The sequence below is a fragment of the Leucobacter sp. Psy1 genome (assembly GCF_020096995.1).
GTDB lineage: Bacteria > Actinomycetota > Actinomycetes > Actinomycetales > Microbacteriaceae > Leucobacter.
Window position 1 is genome coordinate 2202939 of sequence record NZ_CP083692.1, and the last position, 18465, is coordinate 2221403.

Consider the following 18465-nt stretch of genomic DNA (forward strand, 5'->3'; position numbering starts at 1 on the left):
GGCGAGCCTACTTCTTCATCTGTTCGTAGACCTTCTTGCACTCCGGGCAGACCGGAAACTTCTCCGGGTCGCGCGAAGGGGTCCACTTCTTGCCGCAGAGCGCGCGCACCGGCTTCCCGGACATGGCGGACTCCATGATCTTGTTCTTCGGGACGTAGTGCGAGAAGCGCTCGTGGTCGCCGTCTTCCAGCTGCTCGTCCTCGAGCAGCTTCTCAAGCTCGCGATCGAGCACATCCGTGCCGCCTGCGGGGCCCTGGTCACGCGTGAAGATACCCATGCGACCATTCTACGCCGCTCGGGCGCGGGTGTCAGTCGTAGACCTGAGTGACCGCGATGAGTTCTGGCGCGCTGCGGTTGAACACAGCGCCGCCGATGAGCACACCGGTGAGCAGCACCAGCGCGCCGTAGCCGACCCCGAACAGCAGCGCCCACAGGTTCGCGGCGAACTCGACGTCGAAGACGGCGTGGAGTGCGAACCAGACCGGCGGGAGCGAGAGCAGAATCGCGACGATGATCGACATCGTCTGCGCGCGCCCCGACCCCGAACCCGACCACTGCGGCTGCAGGAACGGGCTGTCACCCGGACGCGTCGTGGGGTACGGCATGAGCACGGAGAACACGCTCGCGACACCAGCGGCGACGAACAGGACCCCGAGGTTCAGTCCGATGACGGCCGGCAGGATCCGCCACTCGCCGAGCACCGTCACGGTCAGGCTCGACCCGATGACGGCCAGCGGCACCCCGACCACGAGCACGGGCGCGAGGCGGCCGGCGCGATCCTCGCGACCCTTGATCCCGCTCGCGACGTGGCTCCAGATCGCCGTCGAGTCCATCGCGACGTCGTTGTGCAGCGACCAGCCGAGCAGCAGGAGCATGACGGGAAGGGGCAGCAGAGCGAGCACCGTGATCCCGGCTCCGGCGACCCAGAACGCGAGGAGCATGACGATGGGGGCGATGGGGATCGCGATGAGCGCGACGCGGTATCGCGGATCCCGCGCCCAGTACGTGAGCGTTCTCGCACTGATCACGGAAGCGGGCCGCGCTGGGAACCGCTCGAACCACCCGAGACCCCGACGCGCGACCGCCGTATCAGAGGGGCGCTCGACCCGCTCGTTCGAAGCCTTCACCAGGGGGAACCAGACGATCAGGCAGAGCAGGGCGAAGCCCCCCATGATGGCGAACCGCGCGGCCAGCCCGCTGTCATCAGCAGCAGCCATCTGCCACAGCGCGGCGAACGGGGCTCCGAACGGCGTCCAGGAAAGCGCGGAGGTGACGTCCACGAACGCTCCATCGGACTCGCCGAAGGTGGTCGCCGCGATGAAGACTGCGACGGGCGCGAATGCGACGAGGAGCACGGCGCCGATGGCGCGCACGACGCCCGCGCGGTCCGAACCGATCACGAGTTTGGACAGCGCCGAAGCGACCCGAGCACCGCACACGCCGAGCACGAGCACGCCGAGCAGCGTCAACCAGAGCGCGACGGGATGGGCGTGCCATGCGGGGCGCGAGACGCCGAGTGCGACCACCCAGCTCAGCAGGAGCAGGAACGGCCAGGAGACGATCGTCGACCCCAGCAGACCGAGAGCGACCTGCGAGGAGGACATCGGGAAGCCGGCGAACTGCCGCGGCTCGAGGTGCCCGCGATTCGCGAAGAACGGCACCAGGACGACCGCACCCAGGATGACCGCCCCCACCGCGGTGTCGAACGTCGCGAGCTGCTCAGCCGAGGCGGAGAGCCTCGGCGGAAGCGTCGCTACGAGGATCGCCGCCGCGAACAGGGCGGCGAACGCGATGACGGCGCCCACCGACCGCGTGAAGGTCTCGCGGAACGGCGCCGCGAGCAGCGCTACTCGGAGTCTGAAGAGCCGTGCAACCACTCGAGCCCCTTCCCCGCCTCGCTGGACTCGGTCAGGTGCTTGAAGCGATCCTCGAGGCTCATGCCGTCGCGCACGGCGTCGACGGTGCCCTGTGCGATGACGCTGCCATCGATGATCACGGCGACGTGGTCGCAGACGCGCTGAATGAGGTCGAGGCTGTGACTCGACATGATGACGCTGCCGCCGCCTGCCACGTATTTCTCGAGGATGTCGGTCACGTTCGACGCCGAGACCGGATCGATCGCTTCGAACGGCTCGTCGAGCACCAGGACGTCGGGAGCATGGATCATGGAGCACGCCAGCGCGATCTTCTTCTGCATGCCGGCGGAGTAGTCGGACACCAAGCGGCCGAGGGCCGATTCCAGGCTGAACGCCTCGGCGAGTTCGGCGACGCGCTGCGCCACCGCGGACTCCTGCACTCCGTGGAGCACGCCCGAGTAGTACAGCAGCTGCGCACCGGTGAGCCGGTCGAAGAGCCTGAGCCGATCGGGCAGGGTGCCGATGAGCCGCTTTGCGGCCGAACCGTCCGCCCAGACGTCCACGTCGCGCACCGTGACCCGCCCCGACGTGGGCCGGTTCAAGCCACTCAGCATCGAGAGCGTCGTCGTCTTGCCCGCGCCGTTCGGCCCGACGATGCCGGTGAACGATCCGGCGTGCACGTCGATCGTGACCTCATTGGCGGCGATGACGGGACCGTAGCTCTTGGTCAGCGATTCGGTGCGGAGCACGACGGGGTTGTGCTCCGCCAGGCGGCCGCGCTCGCGCGCACGGACGACCGAGGGCACCGGCACCTGAATGCGACCGGTCGCGGGTGATCCGGATCCCTGCCGTTCGCCCCTCGCGGGAGTGTCTGCGCGTGCTTCGGTCGGACTCGCCGCCGCCGGAGCGCTCTCCCCCTGAGCTTCCGAGGCCGCCTCGGCTGGAGGATTCGCCGCCGCGTTCCGCGATCGGGCCCCTGCTGTCCGGCTCGGCCGGACCCGGGATGACCCACCCTGCCGATCGGTCGCCTGAGCAGCGGACTTGTCTACCGTTGCGTCGTCTTCCGGCACCTGGTCAGCATCCAATCGCGAGTCTTCGGGCGGCACCCCCACAATCTATCAAACCCTGTCTGGGTCCGACGTGCGCGCGCGGTACTCATCCGCGCGATCGATGAGTTCTGCGACCGCGGATTCGAAGCGCGCAGTGGGCGCGCCGGGCGAGGTGTCACCGAAATAGTGTTCCGACCAGGTCCCGAGTCGATCGCGCGCGTGCTCGTCATGGAGGGCGCGCTCGATCGCCGCGACGATATCCGGTACCTCGTCGACCGTGAGCCAGTCGCAATCGGCGAGGTACCCGCGGTCGTCCTCGACTTCCGCGGCTCGAGCGACCGGCCGCGTGATCATCAGCGGCTTGCCGGTCGCCAGCCGGTCGTAGACCATCGCGGAGACGTCGCAGATCGCGATATCCGGGTCGCGCAGCTGCCAGTCGATCTGCGCCGAGTCGTCGACCACGTGATGCGCTGACGAATCGTGCCGGTTCGCCTCGCGGAGGATCGCGACGATCTCAGCGCTCGCGCGACCGAACGCCTGATCCACGACACCCGTTCGCGGATGCGGCCGGTACACGACTCGGTGCCGGCCCGTCTCGACCAGGCGACGGACCAGCTCGACGCCGTGCGACCGAACGGAGCCGTACCTCGCCGCCGGACGATCGCCCTCCCACGTCGGTGCGTAGAGCACGACGGTACGGTCATCAACCGGGTACGGGGCTTCCCCGCCGAGGTGGTCGTTCTGCGGCCGACCGATCGCCACCGTCCGCTCGTCTACGTCGTAGTCCCAGAGAGCCAGGCCCAACCGCTCGCGCGCCGCGTCACCTGCCACGAAAGCCCGGTCGTAGGTCTTGTGCTGATTGGTGGTCATGTACATCTTGTCGCTCTCACCGTGATTGATGAACACGTGCCAGCGGCGACCGTACCTGAGCATCTGGAAGTTCCGGGTGTTCTGATTCACGTAGAGGATCACCTCGAGCGGCTGCTCCGCGAGCACCCGCTCGATGTCGGGCGGCTGGGGCGCCAGCACAACGTCGAGCCCGCTCTCCTCCGCGATCGCGCGCGTCCCGGACGCGTCGCGCGCGATGACCAGCACGGGAAATCGGCGAGCGAGCGAGCGGAGCGGCGCGTACCACTGGCGCATCTGGTAGATGTTCACGTCACTGTCGGCGAAGTACACGCCCACCCGGAACCGCCCGGGTTCGAGTGCGCCCCGCTCCGACAGGAGCCCCTGCACGGCCCGGTTGGCGCACCACCGCACCACGGCACGGCGCCCCATCGACACGACTCGCTTGGCGATCCTGACTGCTTGCACGCGCACAGTTTACCCGCGGACTCCGCGAGCCCCGCCGTGGCACAATCGCAGTGTGCGAACCCTGCCCCCGCTCCCGGAGACCCCCGCGGTCTCGTATGTCATGCCGGTGCTCAACGAGGAGGGGTATCTCGAACGCGCCGTCCGCACCATCCTCGCCCAGGACTACTCCGGCGAGAAGGAGATCGTGCTCGCGCTCGGACCGTCGAAGGACCGGAGCTCGGCGATCGCGCGCGACCTGGCCGCAGAGGACCCGCGGGTGCGTCTCGTGGACAATCCCGAGCGCCACATCCCCATCGGCCTGAACCTCGCGATCGGAGCGAGCTCGCACCCGATCGTGATCCGCGTCGATGCGCACTCCGAACTCACTCCCGATTACACCCGTGCCGGCATCGCGGCGCTCCGCGAGCACGACGCGGTGAACGTCGGCGGCGTGATGCGTGCCGCGGGCCGGAAGCCGGTGCAGCGCGCCATCGCGCGCGGCTACAACAGTCCGTTCGGGCTCGGGGGCGGCGCCTACCACGGCGATGGCACGCCCGGTCCGGCGGAGTCGGCCTACCTCGGCATCTTCCGACGCGAAGCGATTGACGCGGTCGGCGGGTACGATCCGGGAATCCTCCGCGGTGAGGACTGGGAGCTCAACCTCCGCATCCGCCGAGCCGGGGGCACCGTCTGGTTCGCCCCTGAACTCGGCGTCACGTACTGGCCGCGCGGGAGTTTCCGCGACCTCGCCCGACAGTTCTTCGCGACCGGTGCCTGGCGGGCGGTGCTGGTGCGCCGCTACCGCGGCGCCAACCCGTGGCGATTCTTCGTTCCCGGCGCGCTCGTCATCGGCCTCGCGGCGAGCGCAGGCATCGGAGCGTTGCAGATCGCGGGGGTGCTCCCGCGCAGATCTCCCTTGGCGCTCGCTCACCTCGCGGCAGCCGCCTACGCTGCGGGGGTCGGGTTCGCCGTGACCCGGCTCAGCGATCCCCCGCAGCGCGGCGTCGCCGATCGCGTGCTGAGCGGATGCGCGCTTGTGACGATGCACCTGAGCTGGGGTGCCGGTTTTCTGCGCGGCATCCTGCTCGGCGGCGGCCGGACGGTGGACAAGTCCCGAGCCTGATCAGCCGATCGCGCCCCGCCCCACGAGCTCGTCCACGACCCGCTCGGCCGCTCGCCCGTCGTCGTGGGGGACGAACCGAGCACGCCAGGCCGCTGCGGCGGGGTCGCAGCGCTGCACCCATTCCGCCTCGCTCCCGTCCTGTGCAAGTGCGGCGGCATGCGAGACGACTTCGTCGCGGGTCGTGAGCAGCGGCCCCGGCGTGGTCCGCTCGAAGTCGAAGGTGAATCCCCGCTCGCGATCGCGGTATGCAGCCAGGTCTGGCACGAAGAAGATCATCGGCACCTGGGTGATCGATGCGTCGAACATGATCGACGAGTAATCGGTGACGAGCAGGTCGGCGGCGAGGATCACGTCGTTCACGTCGGGATGACGCGAGGCGTCGACGACCCTGGGGTGGCCCATACCGTAGGTTCCGAAGGCGTGGGTCCTGGTGTGTCCGCGCACGACGACGGTCCACCCCTCCCCGAGTGCTTCGGCGAGCGCGACCACGTCGAGACCGTCGACGAGGGTGATCCCGCGGTCCCGCCACGTCGGCGCGTAGACGAGCACCCGCTGCTCGTCCCTCACCCCGAGAGCCTGCCGAGCCGCACGCACGGGCACGGGATTCAAGGCGTGGGGGCCGAGCACCGCCCGCGCCAGCGCATCATCGCGCGGGTAACCCGTCTCGATGATCGGACCGCGGTAGGCGTAGCTGCTGCGGAACTGCTCCGTGGCGTGAGGGTTCTGGGAGAGCAGCAGGTCCCATCTGCGGCTCTCGCGATGGATCGCGATCCGCGTGCGGAGGCCGACGCCGGGACGCCCGAGTGCGAGGTGCTTGAGCATCGTCCCGTGCCACGTCTGGAGCACCGTCTGGTGGCGCTTCGGCGAGAAGCCCTTCCGCAACCAGTCGTTGACGATGAGCAGCCGTGCACGCCTCCGGGCGGCCGTCCATTCGCGCCCGCCGACGAGCACGGCGGTAGCCCCCTCCGGCACGCGCTGCTCCTCGTTCGTGACACTCCAGTACCGGCGGGCTTCCGGGAAGCGGCGGGCGATCTCGCGGTCGAGTGCCAAGGGGTTGCACCCGACCTGGCGCCCGTAGAAGCTCTCGAAGAACACGCCGCCCTCCGGAACGAGTTCGGCGTCCGAGAGGCGGAGTTCCGTGATCCGACGGAGTACCCGGGTCGCTGCTCCCCCTTCGGGGTACGCGTGGAACCGGGCGGCGAGCGCGCGAGAACGCGCTTCGGCGGCCCGGCGCGCCTGGCCAGGGGGAAGCACTGCTGCGAGGTGCTCCTCGACCGTGGCCCAGTCGGACGCGACTCGTCGCTCGCTCGTGACCTCGAGCGGCTCGTACAGACCACGGGACTGCGCGTAGCGATCCAGGTCAGGGGCGAACCAGACGATCGGTCGGCCGAGCAGCGAGAAATCGATCGCCGCTGATGAATAGTCCGTCACCACGGCGTCGAAGGCACCGAGGAGCGGCGTGAGATCTCGCGCCTGCGTCGTATCGAGCAGGTGCACCCGCGGACCGAGCGCGTCCGCGTAGGCCCCGGCGCCGAGCGGATGCGGTCGGAGCACCAGACGGGCGCCGAGCGCTTCGAGTCTCGTGTGGAGCGCGGCGATCTCCTCGGGCGTCGGCACCCCCGGATCGGTCTCCCCGTCGCGCCAGGTCGGCGCGTAGAGCACCAGCGCCTCGGCGTCCCGATCGTCGGGGAGCCCGAGCATCGTTCGAACGGTGCTCCGCACCGATCGGCACCTGGCGGGATCGGCTGCCTGGCGGGCGAGCTCATCGTCGCGGGGGTCGCCGAGCACGAGCACGCGTCCCGGGTCCACGCGGAAGGCGGATCGCAATCGTTCGGCGGCGACGGGTGATCCTGCTACGAACAGATCCACCTGCCCGGCGCCCGAGAGGTACATCTTCCGGAGCACCTTGCGGACCGGCGCAGGGCCTCTCACCGCGGTCGTGACCGGCGAATCGAGGTGCAGCCGCTTGAGCGGCGCGCCGTGCCACAGCTGCACGACGGTGCCGCCGAAGACGCCGAATCGGTTGACGTCTCCGAGCCCGTGCGTGACGACGAGGTACCGGGCGCGGAGGGTGGCCAAGTAGCCCGCCCAGCCCCGCCGGAGGACCGGGACGAATCCTTCCGCTTCGGCGAGCGCCGCCTCCTGGTCGTCGGCGACGAGCCAGGCGATCTCCGCCTCCGGTCGTTCCGCGCGGAGCTGTCGCGCGACGGCGAGCGCGCCCTCGGCGACGCCGATGCCCGAACCGAACACCCAGCGGTCATCGTCGCGCGGCACGAACCATGCGACGATGACCGAGATCAGGTACTTGGGGAGCGCGAGGAGCTTCTCAAGGTTTCCCCGCGCGAATCGGAAGTTGCCGTCACTCACCCGCTCCACTGTAGCCGGAGCGGGTGAGTGCGGCTGTCAGCGGTGCGGGGTCACCACTCCAGCGTGCCGAGCGTGGCGGTCGTCTCGTCCGCCTTGCCGTCCCGGGTGTAGGAGATCTTCACGTCGCTCCCGCCCTCGTGGTAGCGGACCAACGCGGAGACGGAGGTGCCGTCGATGGCCGGGATTCCGTCGATGGCGGTGATCACATCACCCTCCTTGAGCCCGGCTTCGGCGGCGGGGCCGCCCTTCTCGACGCTCGCGACGAGACCGCCTGCGACGCTCGCGTCGGCGTCGGTGTCCGTCGAGGAGTCTGCGACGCTGATACCGAGCTGGCCGTGGGACGGCTGGTCTCCGTCGATGATCTCCTGCGCGATGCGATTCGCGAGGTTCGACGGGATCGCGAAGCCGAGACCGTCGCTGCCAGCCGCTTCGGATCCAGCGTTCGAAGCGATCGCGACGTTCACGCCGATGACTTCGCCGTCGCCGTTCAGGAGCGCTCCGCCGGAGTTTCCGGGGTTGATCGACGCATCGGTCTGCACGACCGGGAGCGTCACGCTGCCACCCGCCTGCTGCTGCTCGGGCTGCTGCTGGCCGTCTTCGTCCGGCGTCCCGAAACGGAAGTCCCAGGGGAAGCCGTTGCCTTCGTCCGGCTGAGACTGGTCGGGCTGCTCGGTGTTGTCTGGGATGAGTGGGCTACCGACGGAGATGCCTCGGTTGAGCGCGCTCACCACACCGCTGGTGACGGTGTTGGAGAGGTTGAGCGGCGCGCCGATCGCGACGGTCAGGTCGCCGACGTTGATCTGATCGGAGTCGGCGAAGGTCGCCGCACTGAGGCCCTCGGCATCGACCTTCACCACCGCGAGGTCGGCGTAGGGGTCCGTACCGACGAGTTCTCCCTGCAGGATCCTTCCGTCGGAGAACTTCACCTTGATGTCAGCGCCGTTGATCGCTGCTCCGTCGAGTGTGGCCACGTGTGCGTTGGTGAGGATGTATCCGTCTTCGCTGTAGACGATGCCGGATCCGGAGCCCTGCGCACTGCTCGACTGCACCTCCAGGGTGACGACGCTCGGCGTCGCGGCCGCAGCGACGCCGGAGACCTGGGTCGCCGTGTCGGTGTTCTGCAGAGTGAGGGTGCCCCCGTTTCCGCCCGCGGTGACCGACGTCTGCGACAGGTTCGCGGAGACGACGGCCCCCACACCACCTCCGACGACACCGCCGAGGAGCGCTCCGATCGCGAGGCCGGCGAGGAGGGTGCCGCTCCGGCCCTTCTTCGCGGATCCTGTCGAACCCGGCTCACCGAACTCGGCGGGAGGCCGCTCGCCCGAGAGCGGCGGCTGAGCTCCGCCACCGGCCGCCACCGTCGCCGGTTCCGCAGCGTGCGCGGTGTGGGTGGGGTGCGGCGCGGCTGGCTGCTGCGGAGCCCCAGAGGCGGTGTGTCCTCCCGGGTGCGACTGAGCGCCGGTCCCCGTGTAGGTGTGCTGCGGTGGTGCGTACTGCGGTGGAGCATACTGAGGGTACTGGCCGCGCTCAGCGGATTCGGGCTGCTGCTGCGTCGGGTACTGCGCCTGCCCGTACGGCGCGTGGGCCGACGGGACGCCCTGAGTGTACGTTGCACGCGTCTCGGCGGCAGTCGCATCGCGATCGGTGTTCGGCGGTAGCGGACGCGTCTCGGCGTGCGCTTCCGAACCGGTGCCGGGCTCGCGCTCGGAGTCCCGGTCTGACGGTTCTGATTCAGGAGTTCTATGCATCTCGGTTCCCTTCCTGACACTCAGGCTGTCGGAGAAGTCTATGAATAACTTCTGTGCCATCTCCACAGAGCCTGCGGAATCGAGATTGCCACCGAGGGGCGGGCACCGCAGTGGGTGCTGCAGTGCCCGCCTCACCCTCAGTCGCGCGGACCGCTCACCCCGCGGGGCTCGACGGCTTCGAAACCTGCGCCGACAGTCTGTGCGGGGTCGTTTCCAACGCGCTTCGCGCGCCGCCCGGCCCAGAGCATCAGGCCGGCGAGGACCGCGAGCGCCCCGCCGATAGCGACGCCGATGAGCGCGTAGTCGGAGCCCGTGACGGCGAGCGCTCCGGGACGCTCGCTGACAACCGTCCGCTCGTTCTCCAAGCCGCATGCTCCGCGATGCAACTCCTCGCGCTCACCCGTATCGGGGTTCTGCGTATCCAGATCTTCGACCCAGTAGCCGACACCGGCGCTCCCCGCCCTGATCGTCGGAGACTCCACGCGACCCGGCTCGGTGACCGCGGTGCGGGCGGTGGAGCCCACCGGCTGCGCGAGGCACCGTTCATCGTCGGACATCCCGCGCAGTTCGGCGCGCGACCACGTCTCGGGTTCTCCACGGGAGTTCGTGCGCGGCTGCCACTCCTCGTCGTACTTCGGCGTGCCTGCCTCGGGGACCAGGTAGAACGTGAAGCCGATCTCGGCGTTTTCGGGAACACGGCCCGTAACGATCGCGGTGTCCTGGATCGAGTCACCGACGAGCGCGTTCGACTGCGCTTCGGTAACGACCTCGGGTGGGGCGATGACGGCCGTCTCCTCGGGGATGCCGTAGTCGTCGCACCACTCGTCGAACAGGCCGCGTGACGCTTCGGTCTGATCCTCGTTCTTCAGGCAGGTCTGCACCGTCACCCAGCCCCGCATATCGAAGGGGACGGCGATCGGCTCCGCCTCGACGGTTGCGGGATCACCCGAGACGACTACCTGTGTGGATCCGATCTCGACGGCGCCCTCCGGCGGTGCTTCCGCGCGTTCGGGTTCCGTCTTCGAATGGTAGGCGGTGAGCGTGAGAACGGCCTCGAGCGGGTCGCCCGCGGCACCGCGCAGCCACGGGCCGTCGATCGCCTCGGGCGTGACCCGGTCCCGGATTCGCAGGTCATCGAGTCCGAGTCGCTGCTCGATCAGCTGCGTCTTCCACCGCAGCGCAGTGGGCACGATCTGACCCTCGCTCTCGACGCCGAACTCGTCTGCGACGCGAAAGCTCTGGGGAAGCAGCCCGCTCGTACGGACCTCCTCGGCCTGACCGGGTTCCGATATCTCCCAGACCCAGGAGTAGTACCCCGAGCTCGCAGGTGCCTCGTCGAGGTGCACGTCATACGTGTCGGGCCCCCGATCGGCGATGACCGTGGCACGTGCGGCGACGGGCGCGTCGTCCGGCGGGGTCTCCGCTTGCTGGATGGGGTGCTCGAATGGGCCGTAGAGCGTACCTTCGGCCTGGACCGGGAGGTATTCCGCTGCTGCTCCCCCGCTTCCGAGCCGCGCGGGCCAGGGGGCGGAGCCGGATGGGACGGTGATCGTCACGCTGTCGGCAAATGCCGCTGATTCGCGGGCGATGATGTTCGCGGGGACCTCGGTGCTGAGCTCGGGCGAGAACTGGCTGTCGAGCTGCGTGGATACGGGAGTCAGGTCTGCGCGCATCGTCTCATCGATCGGAGAGATCCCCGACCCGAGCCACTGCTGGTTCTGCTGCGATGCGGGGTGCACCACCACGCTGGCCGGCCATCCCGACGATCTGGCTTCCCAGGATGCGGTGACGGAGACGCCGTGGTGCCGTGCCCAGCCCTTCGCGTGCAACGGGGTGCTCCAGGAGACCCGTCCGGCTTGCTTCGACGGGTTCATATGCACCGTCTTGCCGCCGGCAAATGCGGCGCCAGAAATCTTCACCTGGGTCGTGCCGACGGGAAAGGCGACGCTCCCCGTGCCTGACACCGCCCCCGATGCAGCGGTGACGAGCTGCTGCTCCGCGAGTACGAGGGTGCCGGGTTTCTGAGCCTGCGGTGCTCGCGCCTGCCGGCGGGCCTCCGCCGCGTAGTCCTCTGCGCGCTGAATGAGATCGGCGCGACCGTGATCGCGGACCCATTTGACTCGGTGGTTCACCCAGTCGCGGACTCCGGGGTCGTCCCGGAGGAACCAGATCGCGAATTGCACGCTCGCGGCCTGGTTGGCATCGGTCGTTCGCCCGTACTTCCACATGACGTAGTTCATGCGGCGCACGGTCTCGCCCGATGCCGGACCGCTCGTGACCTTGGCGTCCCAGCCGGTGGCGTCGGGCTGGTACCCGGTGTACCCCGGGAGCGTCCCCATCTTCCGGGGCTTCTGCTGCGCGGCGACCGGCTCCGATGTTCCGGGTTCGACGCAGTAGGTGTGCACACCGGTGGACGACACGAACGTGCCCACCATCCACCCGCCGATGTCGACCATGTACCCGCGGTTCGCCGCCGCGGCTGGTGGGTCGGCGTGCGGCAGCATCGCCCACATCAGCGCGATCAGTATCCCCGTCACCACTGCTCGCCTCGCTCGGCGCTGGGTGACGATGGTCACGTTGTCATTCACTGGGCACTCTCCTCTCGCGACGACGGATGCGCCGCTCGTGCCCATGGTTCGCGAGTTCGGAGGTCGGCGCGCACGCTCTCCACAGGGGCGAACACGCCGATGTTCCCCGCGCGAGGGAGCCCGTTTTGCATTGCCCCGGACCCCGTGCTAAAGTTAATTCTTGTGCCGCGGGGTGGAGCAGTTCGGTAGCTCGCCGGGCTCATAACCCGGAGGTCGTAGGTTCAAATCCTGCCCCCGCAACGAGAAAACGCCAAGTGCGGCACTGAGAGAGGTACTGGGAATCATCCCAGTACCTCTCTTTTTTGCGTCCCCGTGTCTCCGCAACCCACTGATCAGAGAACCTCCTCTCCGGACTGTGCATCGAGGCACAGTCCGGAGAGCCCCCTGGGGACGAAGGAGAGAACCTTCCGCCTGACTCCGTCAGACGGCCGCATCACACTCATCGTCGTCAGAACGCTGAGTACCGGAGTCCCCCGGCGTACCGGAGCGCCCCACCACTGACGACAGCGCTCGCGCCACCATCGTCGCGCCGACTAGCACCGAGGCGGAGACGAGTGCTCCCGCGAACAGCACTGCCCCGAACATAGCCTGGGTCGCGGGTTCGATCACACAAGCAGGCTCTTGACAGGGAAGCCACTGCAGATTGAGCATGACGATCGAGAAGACTGCCACAATTACGATGACCGCGGCAGCAAGACATTGAATAGCCCTGAACTTCATGAGACTGCGCACGTCCAATCGTTGCCAGCCGAGTAAGCGACAAGCGTCCCACTCTTCGTTATCGTCGTTTTCATCCGGTGGCCGGGGATACCAGGCACACCACGCTTCACAGTCTTCTGGATCCGGTAGGTCTTTTTCTTCGCCGCCTGATACATCTGCGCCTTCGACGGACCTGGCCGAGACTTGCAGGTGGCACCGTATTTCTTCTTGGATGCGGCGGTGAAACCTAGTGAGCCCGTGACCGATCCCCTTGAGATGCCGAGAGCCACCTGTACGGACCGTTCGTCTTGAAACTCAGCTTTGACGGAACACGCCGGAGCTTTTCTGAGCGCCTGACACGAACCCACCCGTTTCCACTTCGCAACGCGACCGTGGTTCTTCACATTGATGACCTTCCGGGTGACCGAGTTCACGTACACCGCCGGATCCGCGATCACCGGGAACGCACTGTCCGGTAGCCCCTCGAGATCGACGACCTGGGTGATCGAGGTGCCCTCCACCCGATACGCAGTGGGAACCTCGGCGTTCTGCGCTGTCCGAGCCCAGGGAGCGCCGATGTATGCGCTCTCCTCACCATCGGTGTCGAGCACGATGATCGATCCATCGCTCTGGGGAGCGAGCACCTCCCCTCCCTCACCGGTGACGTGGAACGCGTACTCAGCCGGACTCTGAGCGTGTTCCACGGCGAAGAGGGCCCTGAACACGTGGTCATCGACCTGCGGCACCAGCGACGCGTCACCCTGCATGCCGTAGGCAAGTATCCCTCCCGAATCGACTTCGTCGAGCGCGCTGCTCACGCCATCGAACTCGAGAGCGAGTGTGCGGCCACCCTCGGGAGCGATCTCCACACGCCCCGTGGCGGACACGTCGAACGCTACTGCTTGCTCCTCATCCGAAGCGAACTGTCCGCTCCCCGCGACCTCATCGAGGCCGATCGACCCGGAGTCGGTTTCGGCTCCCCAGGGGTCGCGTATCCCCGCCAGTTCATCTGCGAGTGACCGCTCGTCGAGGGCCCCCTCATCCCCCGGCAGTGCTGGTCGGGCATCCTTCTGACCGAACTCCGACCGATCAGGATCGACGACCGTGCCACCCACGTCCGTCGGGTCCTCCTCGACCCCCTCGCCCGCGTCAGAGTGATCTTCAGTGAGCTCGACACCACTTCCTGGTGGCTCGCCCGCCCGTTCGCTGACCTCCGCGACGGCCGCACGCTCCCCGAGCGCCGGCACTGCGAACACTGCGAGCACGAGACCGATTGCAATAGCTTCATGAGTTCTCATCAACATCATTCCTCTCTATACCATCTCCCCGGTATGAGATTAGGCCGTCGCGGCTCTTCCGTCACGTTGACGCTTCTGAGCAACATTCAGTGTGTTGAGTACGCGGAGGAGCTACAGGTCCCCAGCACATTCAAGACGACAGACAGCAGAAGGGGCCGGGCGAAAACGCCCGGCCCCTTCTGCTTGATGTGTCCGAGGAGGAGTTACTCCTCGTCCGCCTCGTTCGAGATCGCCTCTTCGATCGCCTGCTTAAGACGCTCGTCGGCTTCACCATAGGCGGCCCAGTCGCCCTCCGCCATGGCGGCGTCGCGATCCTCGAGCGCGGACTGCATCTCGCGCAGGGCGTCGTCGACCGTCGCCTCGGGTGCCGGTGTCTCGGTCTCGCCGCCCTCGGCGGGCGCCTCACCGTCGACGGTGCTTTCCGGCACGACTTCCTGGTCGCCGGCGCTCGCACCCGAGTCGCCACCGAAGAGCTCGTCGAGCGCATCGTCCAACGTGTCCTCGAAGGCGATCTTGTCGCCGAAGGAGACCAGCACCTTCTGCAGCAGCGGGAAGCTCGTACCCGAGGAGGCCTCGATGTACACGGGCTGCACGTAGAGCAGACCGCCGCCGACCGGGAGGGTCAGCAGGTTTCCGCTGATGACTCGCGTCTCGCCCTGACGAAGGATATTGAGCTCCGTGGACACCGTCGGATCGGTGTTGTACGAGTTCTGCACCTGGCCGGGGCCAGGCACGGTGTCTCCGCGCGGCAGGGTCAGCAGCTTCAGCCGACCGTAGTCCTCCGACACTTCCCCGGCCTGGTCGCCTGCGTTGGAGTTCGCCGCGAGGTACCCGGTGAGGATATCTCGGGATCCCTCGCCCGTCGCATCCGGGATGTAGGTCGAGTAGATCGAGAAGTTCGGATCCTCATCCGCTCCCGCAGAGAGCGTCAGGTAGTACGGCGGCTGGGGTGCCGCGTTGGCTTCCCCGCCTGCCGCGCTCACCGGGTCGTCCGGCGTGCGCCACTGGTCCTCGGACGAGTAGAAGACGCCAGGGCCGCTGACGTGGTAGCGCGACAGGATGTCCCGCTGCGCCTTGAAGAGGTCCGTGGGGTAGCGCACGTGGCTGAGCAGGTCCGCGCTCATCTCCGACTGGTCGGTGAGCATACCGGGGTAGATCTTGTCCCAGGCCTTGAGGATCGGGTCCTCCGTGTCCCACGCGTACAGCTTCACGCTGCCGTCATAGGCGTCGACCGTAGCCTTCACCGAGTTGCGAATGTAGTTCACCGGATCCTGCGACATCGCCTGATTCTCGTTGTCCGCGTCGACCTTCATCGCATTGAAGTCGCGCACCTCCGAGTAGGGATAGTCCGCAGAGGTCGTGTATCCGTCCACGATCCACACGACTCGCCCATCGACGACCGAAGCGATCGGCGAAGAGTCCATCGTGAGGTACGGCGCGACCTTCTGGATGCGCTCGACCGGATTGCGATCGTAGAGGATCTGCGAGCCGTCGACGACGGCGCCGGAGAGGAGCACCTCGAAGTCCTGGAACTTCAGGGCGTAGAGCAGCTTCATGAAGGCGTTGCTCAGCACCGGGCCCCCGTCACCCTCGAAGGTGGTGAGGTTCTGGCGCTCGCCATCGTTCCCCTCGGCCTCCTCGACCACGGCGTCCTCGCCCTCGGCGGGCTCGGCGTCGACCGCGTCCTCGTCGGCGCTCGCTTCGGCTGCCGTCTCGGCATCCGCCGGGTAGTCGACCTCGATCGGACGATCACGATCGCCTCCGACGATCGAGTAGGGCGGTGAGTTCATTCCGAAGTACACGCGCGGCTCGAACTCGCCGAGCATGCCGCTCGTCGGAATGCCGTTCTCGAGGAACACCGGCTCGCCGCCCGGCGAACGCTGGTTGCCGTATGCGGCGACGAGACCGTAGCCGTGCGTGTACACGAGCGTCTGGTTGTACCAGCCGCTCTGCGACTCGACGTTGACATCGCGGATCGCCGACACGGTGTCCTCGACCTGGCCATCGATCACGTAGCGGTCGACATTGAGCGAGTTCGGGAACGTGTAGTACTGACGGCTCTGCTCGAGCTGCGCGAACGTCCGCGAGATGACCTCGGGATCCATGATGCGGATGTTAGCCGTCGCGACGGCGTCGTTCCGCAGCGCACCCGACTCGGCATCGGTCGTCGCGTCATAGGACTCCTGCTCGACCTCGTCGACGCCGTACGCCGCCCGGGTCGCCGCCATGTTCCGCTCGATGTACTCGGACTCGAGGCTGCCCTCATCGGGCGTGACGCGGAACTGCTGGATCGCCCAGGGGTACCCGACCCCGAGCACGAGGCTCGAAGCGAGGAAGAGCGCCGTGCCGATCACCGGCAGCCGCCACTTGCCCGTGAAGGCGGTGATCAGGAAGAGGAGTGCGATGAGCACCGCGATGCCCGCAAGAATCTGCTTGCCGGGGATGACCGCGTGCACATCGCTGTACATAGCGCCCGTCAGCAGGCCCTGGGGATCGTTGAGCGTCGCATACTGGTCGAGCCACAGGCTCAGCCCCTGCAGTGCGAGGTACAGGAATGCCAGGACAGCCGCCTGGATACGGGTCGCCTTCGAGACGCGCACCTCGCGGCCGTTGATCGAGATGCCGCCGTAGAGGTAGCTCGTCGCAGCACCGAGGATGAGCGACGTCAGAACGACCGCGGAGGCGAAACCGACGATGCCGCGGAGCAGCGGCAGATCGAACATGAAGAACGAGACGTCGAGGTTGAACTGCGGATCGACCTGGCCCGTGCCTTCCCGGTTCATCCAGAGGAGCACCCGCTGCCATGCGGCTGCCGCGGTCATGCCGCCGATGATGCCGATGACGATCGGCAGGCCCCACTTCACCACGCGGCGCAGGGGCTCGATCATCTCCTGGTACCGGTCGAGCTGAGCCGTGAGGCGAGCGTAGACCGGGCGCTTCCGGTATGCGATGTCGATGGAGAAGAATACGGGGACGGCCATCGCGATGAATCCGACGGCGAACATCACGGCAGCGGCGATCCACTGCGTCGCGAGCACCGGGAGGAATCCGAGCTGTCGATACCACTGAACCTCGGTGAACACCGACGCGAACCCGAGGAACGCGACGATGAGGACCGCGACGATGATCACGGTGAGGACGAGTGGTGAGAGTCGGCGCTGACGGGCGGCCGGAGCAGAACTGTTCTGGTCGGTCACGTCTGAACTTTCGTATAGGTACGGGGACGCTGTCCACCCTACCGGTCGCGTCGGACGCGGATCGCCGGGATCAGGGGATCGTTATACCCCCTCGACGTACCGTTACGAAACGGCTCCTGCCGCGACCCCATCGCACGCCTCAGGACCCGGCACGTCATCGCCCGCGGTGAAGGCGGCGACGGCGTCGAGCGCCTCGTCGAGGGTGCCGACCGGAGCGACCGCCATGTTGTCGGGAAGCCGGGAGGGGATGTCCGCGCAGTTCTCGATCGGCATCAGAAACAGCTCCGCGTCCGCGCCCGCCGCGCCGGCGATCTTCTGCGGCAGCCCGCCGATCCCGCCGATGCGTCCCTCGCCGTCGATCGTGCCAGTCCCCGCCACGGCACGATCCTCCGTGAGTGATTCAGGAGTGAGTTTGTCGTAGATGGCGAGCGCGAAGATCATCCCGGCGCTCGGCCCTCCGATGTCTTCGAGGCTCGTGTCGAGTTCGAACGGCAGCTCGTAGTCGACGCCGGCGGTGATCCCGATGACGGGGGCATCGGATCCCTGGGGCGTCTCGGGCACGACTGACACCGTCATGGCTTGGCCGTCGCGCACGATCCCGAGCTCGATCGGCGCCCCGTCATCTTCGGCGACCGCCGCCCGGAGCGCCTCGACATCGGCGACCGCTGCGCCGCCAACGGTGCGGATCTCGTCCTCCGGCTTGAGCACGCCCTCCCCTGGACCACCCTCGACGACATCGGCGACGAGCACCCGGCCGGGAACATCCATGCCCATCTCCCGCGCCGCAGCCGCGGCCGCCTGGGTCTGCGAGGACCCCATCATCGCGGTGTTGACGGCGGAACGCTGCTCCTCCGTGACGCCGTCTGGGAAGAATTCGGATCGCGGCGCGATCCTCTGATCCCGATCGAACAGCGGAGCGATGAGCGACAACCACTTCGTCGGATGCTCAGGGCCTCCGATGAGCGTGACACTCGTGAGCGAGAGCGATCCGGTGGTCGGATAGGTCTCGGCGCCCGTGATCGACAGGACCGGGAGCTCCTCGCCTTCGACATCGACGTCGCCGAGGGTGTCGATGACCGGGCCGGGGCGCTCGACGACGAACGGCGAGGGCGTGACAGCTGCGACCAGCACGAGGAGCGCGGCGATCGCGAACCCGATCGTGAGCCTGGTGCGCCGCCGATCGACTTCCGAGTCCCGCATACGACCGTCCCTTCTCGCCCCGCCTGCCGACTGAGTCGCCCTGTTCG

General features: G+C 67.7%; 12 protein-coding genes and 1 tRNA gene. 2 read left to right on the forward strand and 11 right to left on the reverse strand.

Annotated elements, in window-relative coordinates:
* Positions 1-7 precede the first annotated feature (7 nt).
* From K8P10_RS10425 to K8P10_RS10440, 4 genes are read right to left on the reverse strand one after another with little or no spacing between them, the layout of a single operon-like run.
* Positions 8-277 carry a DUF3039 domain-containing protein gene (locus tag K8P10_RS10425; RefSeq protein ID WP_224778864.1) on the reverse strand — a complete coding sequence of 90 codons (270 nt, stop codon included), beginning with the start codon at positions 275-277 and terminating at the stop codon, positions 8-10.
* A 31-nt stretch (positions 278-308) separates the two neighbouring features.
* The gene (locus K8P10_RS10430) at positions 309-1877 is read right to left on the reverse strand and encodes a hypothetical protein (protein ID WP_224778865.1); all 1569 of its coding nucleotides are present in this window, start codon (positions 1875-1877) and stop codon (positions 309-311) included.
* Entirely contained in the window at positions 1847-2962 is a 1116-nt protein-coding gene (locus K8P10_RS10435; protein ID WP_370631849.1) for an ABC transporter ATP-binding protein, read from the reverse strand. Before K8P10_RS10435 ends, K8P10_RS10430 begins: the two co-directional genes overlap by 31 nt.
* Before the next feature lie 12 nt (positions 2963-2974).
* Positions 2975-4219, reverse strand: coding sequence for a CDP-glycerol glycerophosphotransferase family protein (locus K8P10_RS10440; protein ID WP_224778866.1), 1245 nt, complete (start codon positions 4217-4219; stop codon positions 2975-2977).
* Between the two features lie 52 nt (positions 4220-4271).
* Here K8P10_RS10440 and K8P10_RS10445 point away from each other — a divergent pair, with 52 nt between their 5' ends.
* On the forward strand, positions 4272-5321 hold the full coding sequence (locus K8P10_RS10445) for a glycosyltransferase family 2 protein (RefSeq protein ID WP_255596699.1): 1050 nt from the start codon (positions 4272-4274) through the stop codon (positions 5319-5321).
* On the opposite strand, the gene K8P10_RS10450 is transcribed toward K8P10_RS10445, so the two are convergent.
* The 3 genes from K8P10_RS10450 to K8P10_RS10460 form a co-directional block, all read right to left on the reverse strand.
* Entirely contained in the window at positions 5322-7688 is a 2367-nt protein-coding gene (locus K8P10_RS10450; RefSeq protein ID WP_224778867.1) for a CDP-glycerol glycerophosphotransferase family protein, read from the reverse strand.
* Positions 7689-7738: 50 nt separating this feature from the next.
* Positions 7739-9436 (reverse strand): S1C family serine protease, encoded by a 1698-nt coding sequence (locus tag K8P10_RS10455; protein ID WP_224778868.1) that lies wholly within the window; start codon positions 9434-9436, stop codon positions 7739-7741.
* A gap of 137 nt (positions 9437-9573) precedes the next feature.
* On the reverse strand, positions 9574-12024 hold the full coding sequence (locus tag K8P10_RS10460; RefSeq protein ID WP_224778869.1) for a hypothetical protein: 2451 nt from the start codon (positions 12022-12024) through the stop codon (positions 9574-9576).
* A 166-nt stretch (positions 12025-12190) separates the two neighbouring features.
* Between K8P10_RS10460 and K8P10_RS10465 the strand changes: the two genes are divergently transcribed.
* Positions 12191-12264: transfer RNA gene (locus K8P10_RS10465), tRNA-Met, on the forward strand.
* Positions 12265-12444: 180 nt separating this feature from the next.
* Here the strand turns inward: K8P10_RS10465 and K8P10_RS10470 are convergent.
* The 4 genes from K8P10_RS10470 to K8P10_RS10485 all read right to left on the reverse strand — a co-directional run bounded on the left by K8P10_RS10470 (position 12445) and on the right by K8P10_RS10485 (position 18418).
* Complete coding sequence (locus K8P10_RS10470) at positions 12445-12633, reverse strand: hypothetical protein (RefSeq protein ID WP_224778870.1); 189 nt, start codon at positions 12631-12633, stop codon at positions 12445-12447.
* A 107-nt stretch (positions 12634-12740) separates the two neighbouring features.
* Positions 12741-14021, reverse strand: coding sequence for a hypothetical protein (locus K8P10_RS10475; protein ID WP_224778871.1), 1281 nt, complete (start codon positions 14019-14021; stop codon positions 12741-12743).
* A 203-nt stretch (positions 14022-14224) separates the two neighbouring features.
* On the reverse strand, positions 14225-17218 hold the full coding sequence (locus K8P10_RS10480) for a UPF0182 family protein (protein ID WP_224778872.1): 2994 nt from the start codon (positions 17216-17218) through the stop codon (positions 14225-14227).
* A 102-nt stretch (positions 17219-17320) separates the two neighbouring features.
* Entirely contained in the window at positions 17321-18418 is a 1098-nt protein-coding gene (locus K8P10_RS10485) for a PDZ domain-containing protein (protein WP_224778873.1), read from the reverse strand.
* Positions 18419-18465 lie beyond the last annotated feature (47 nt).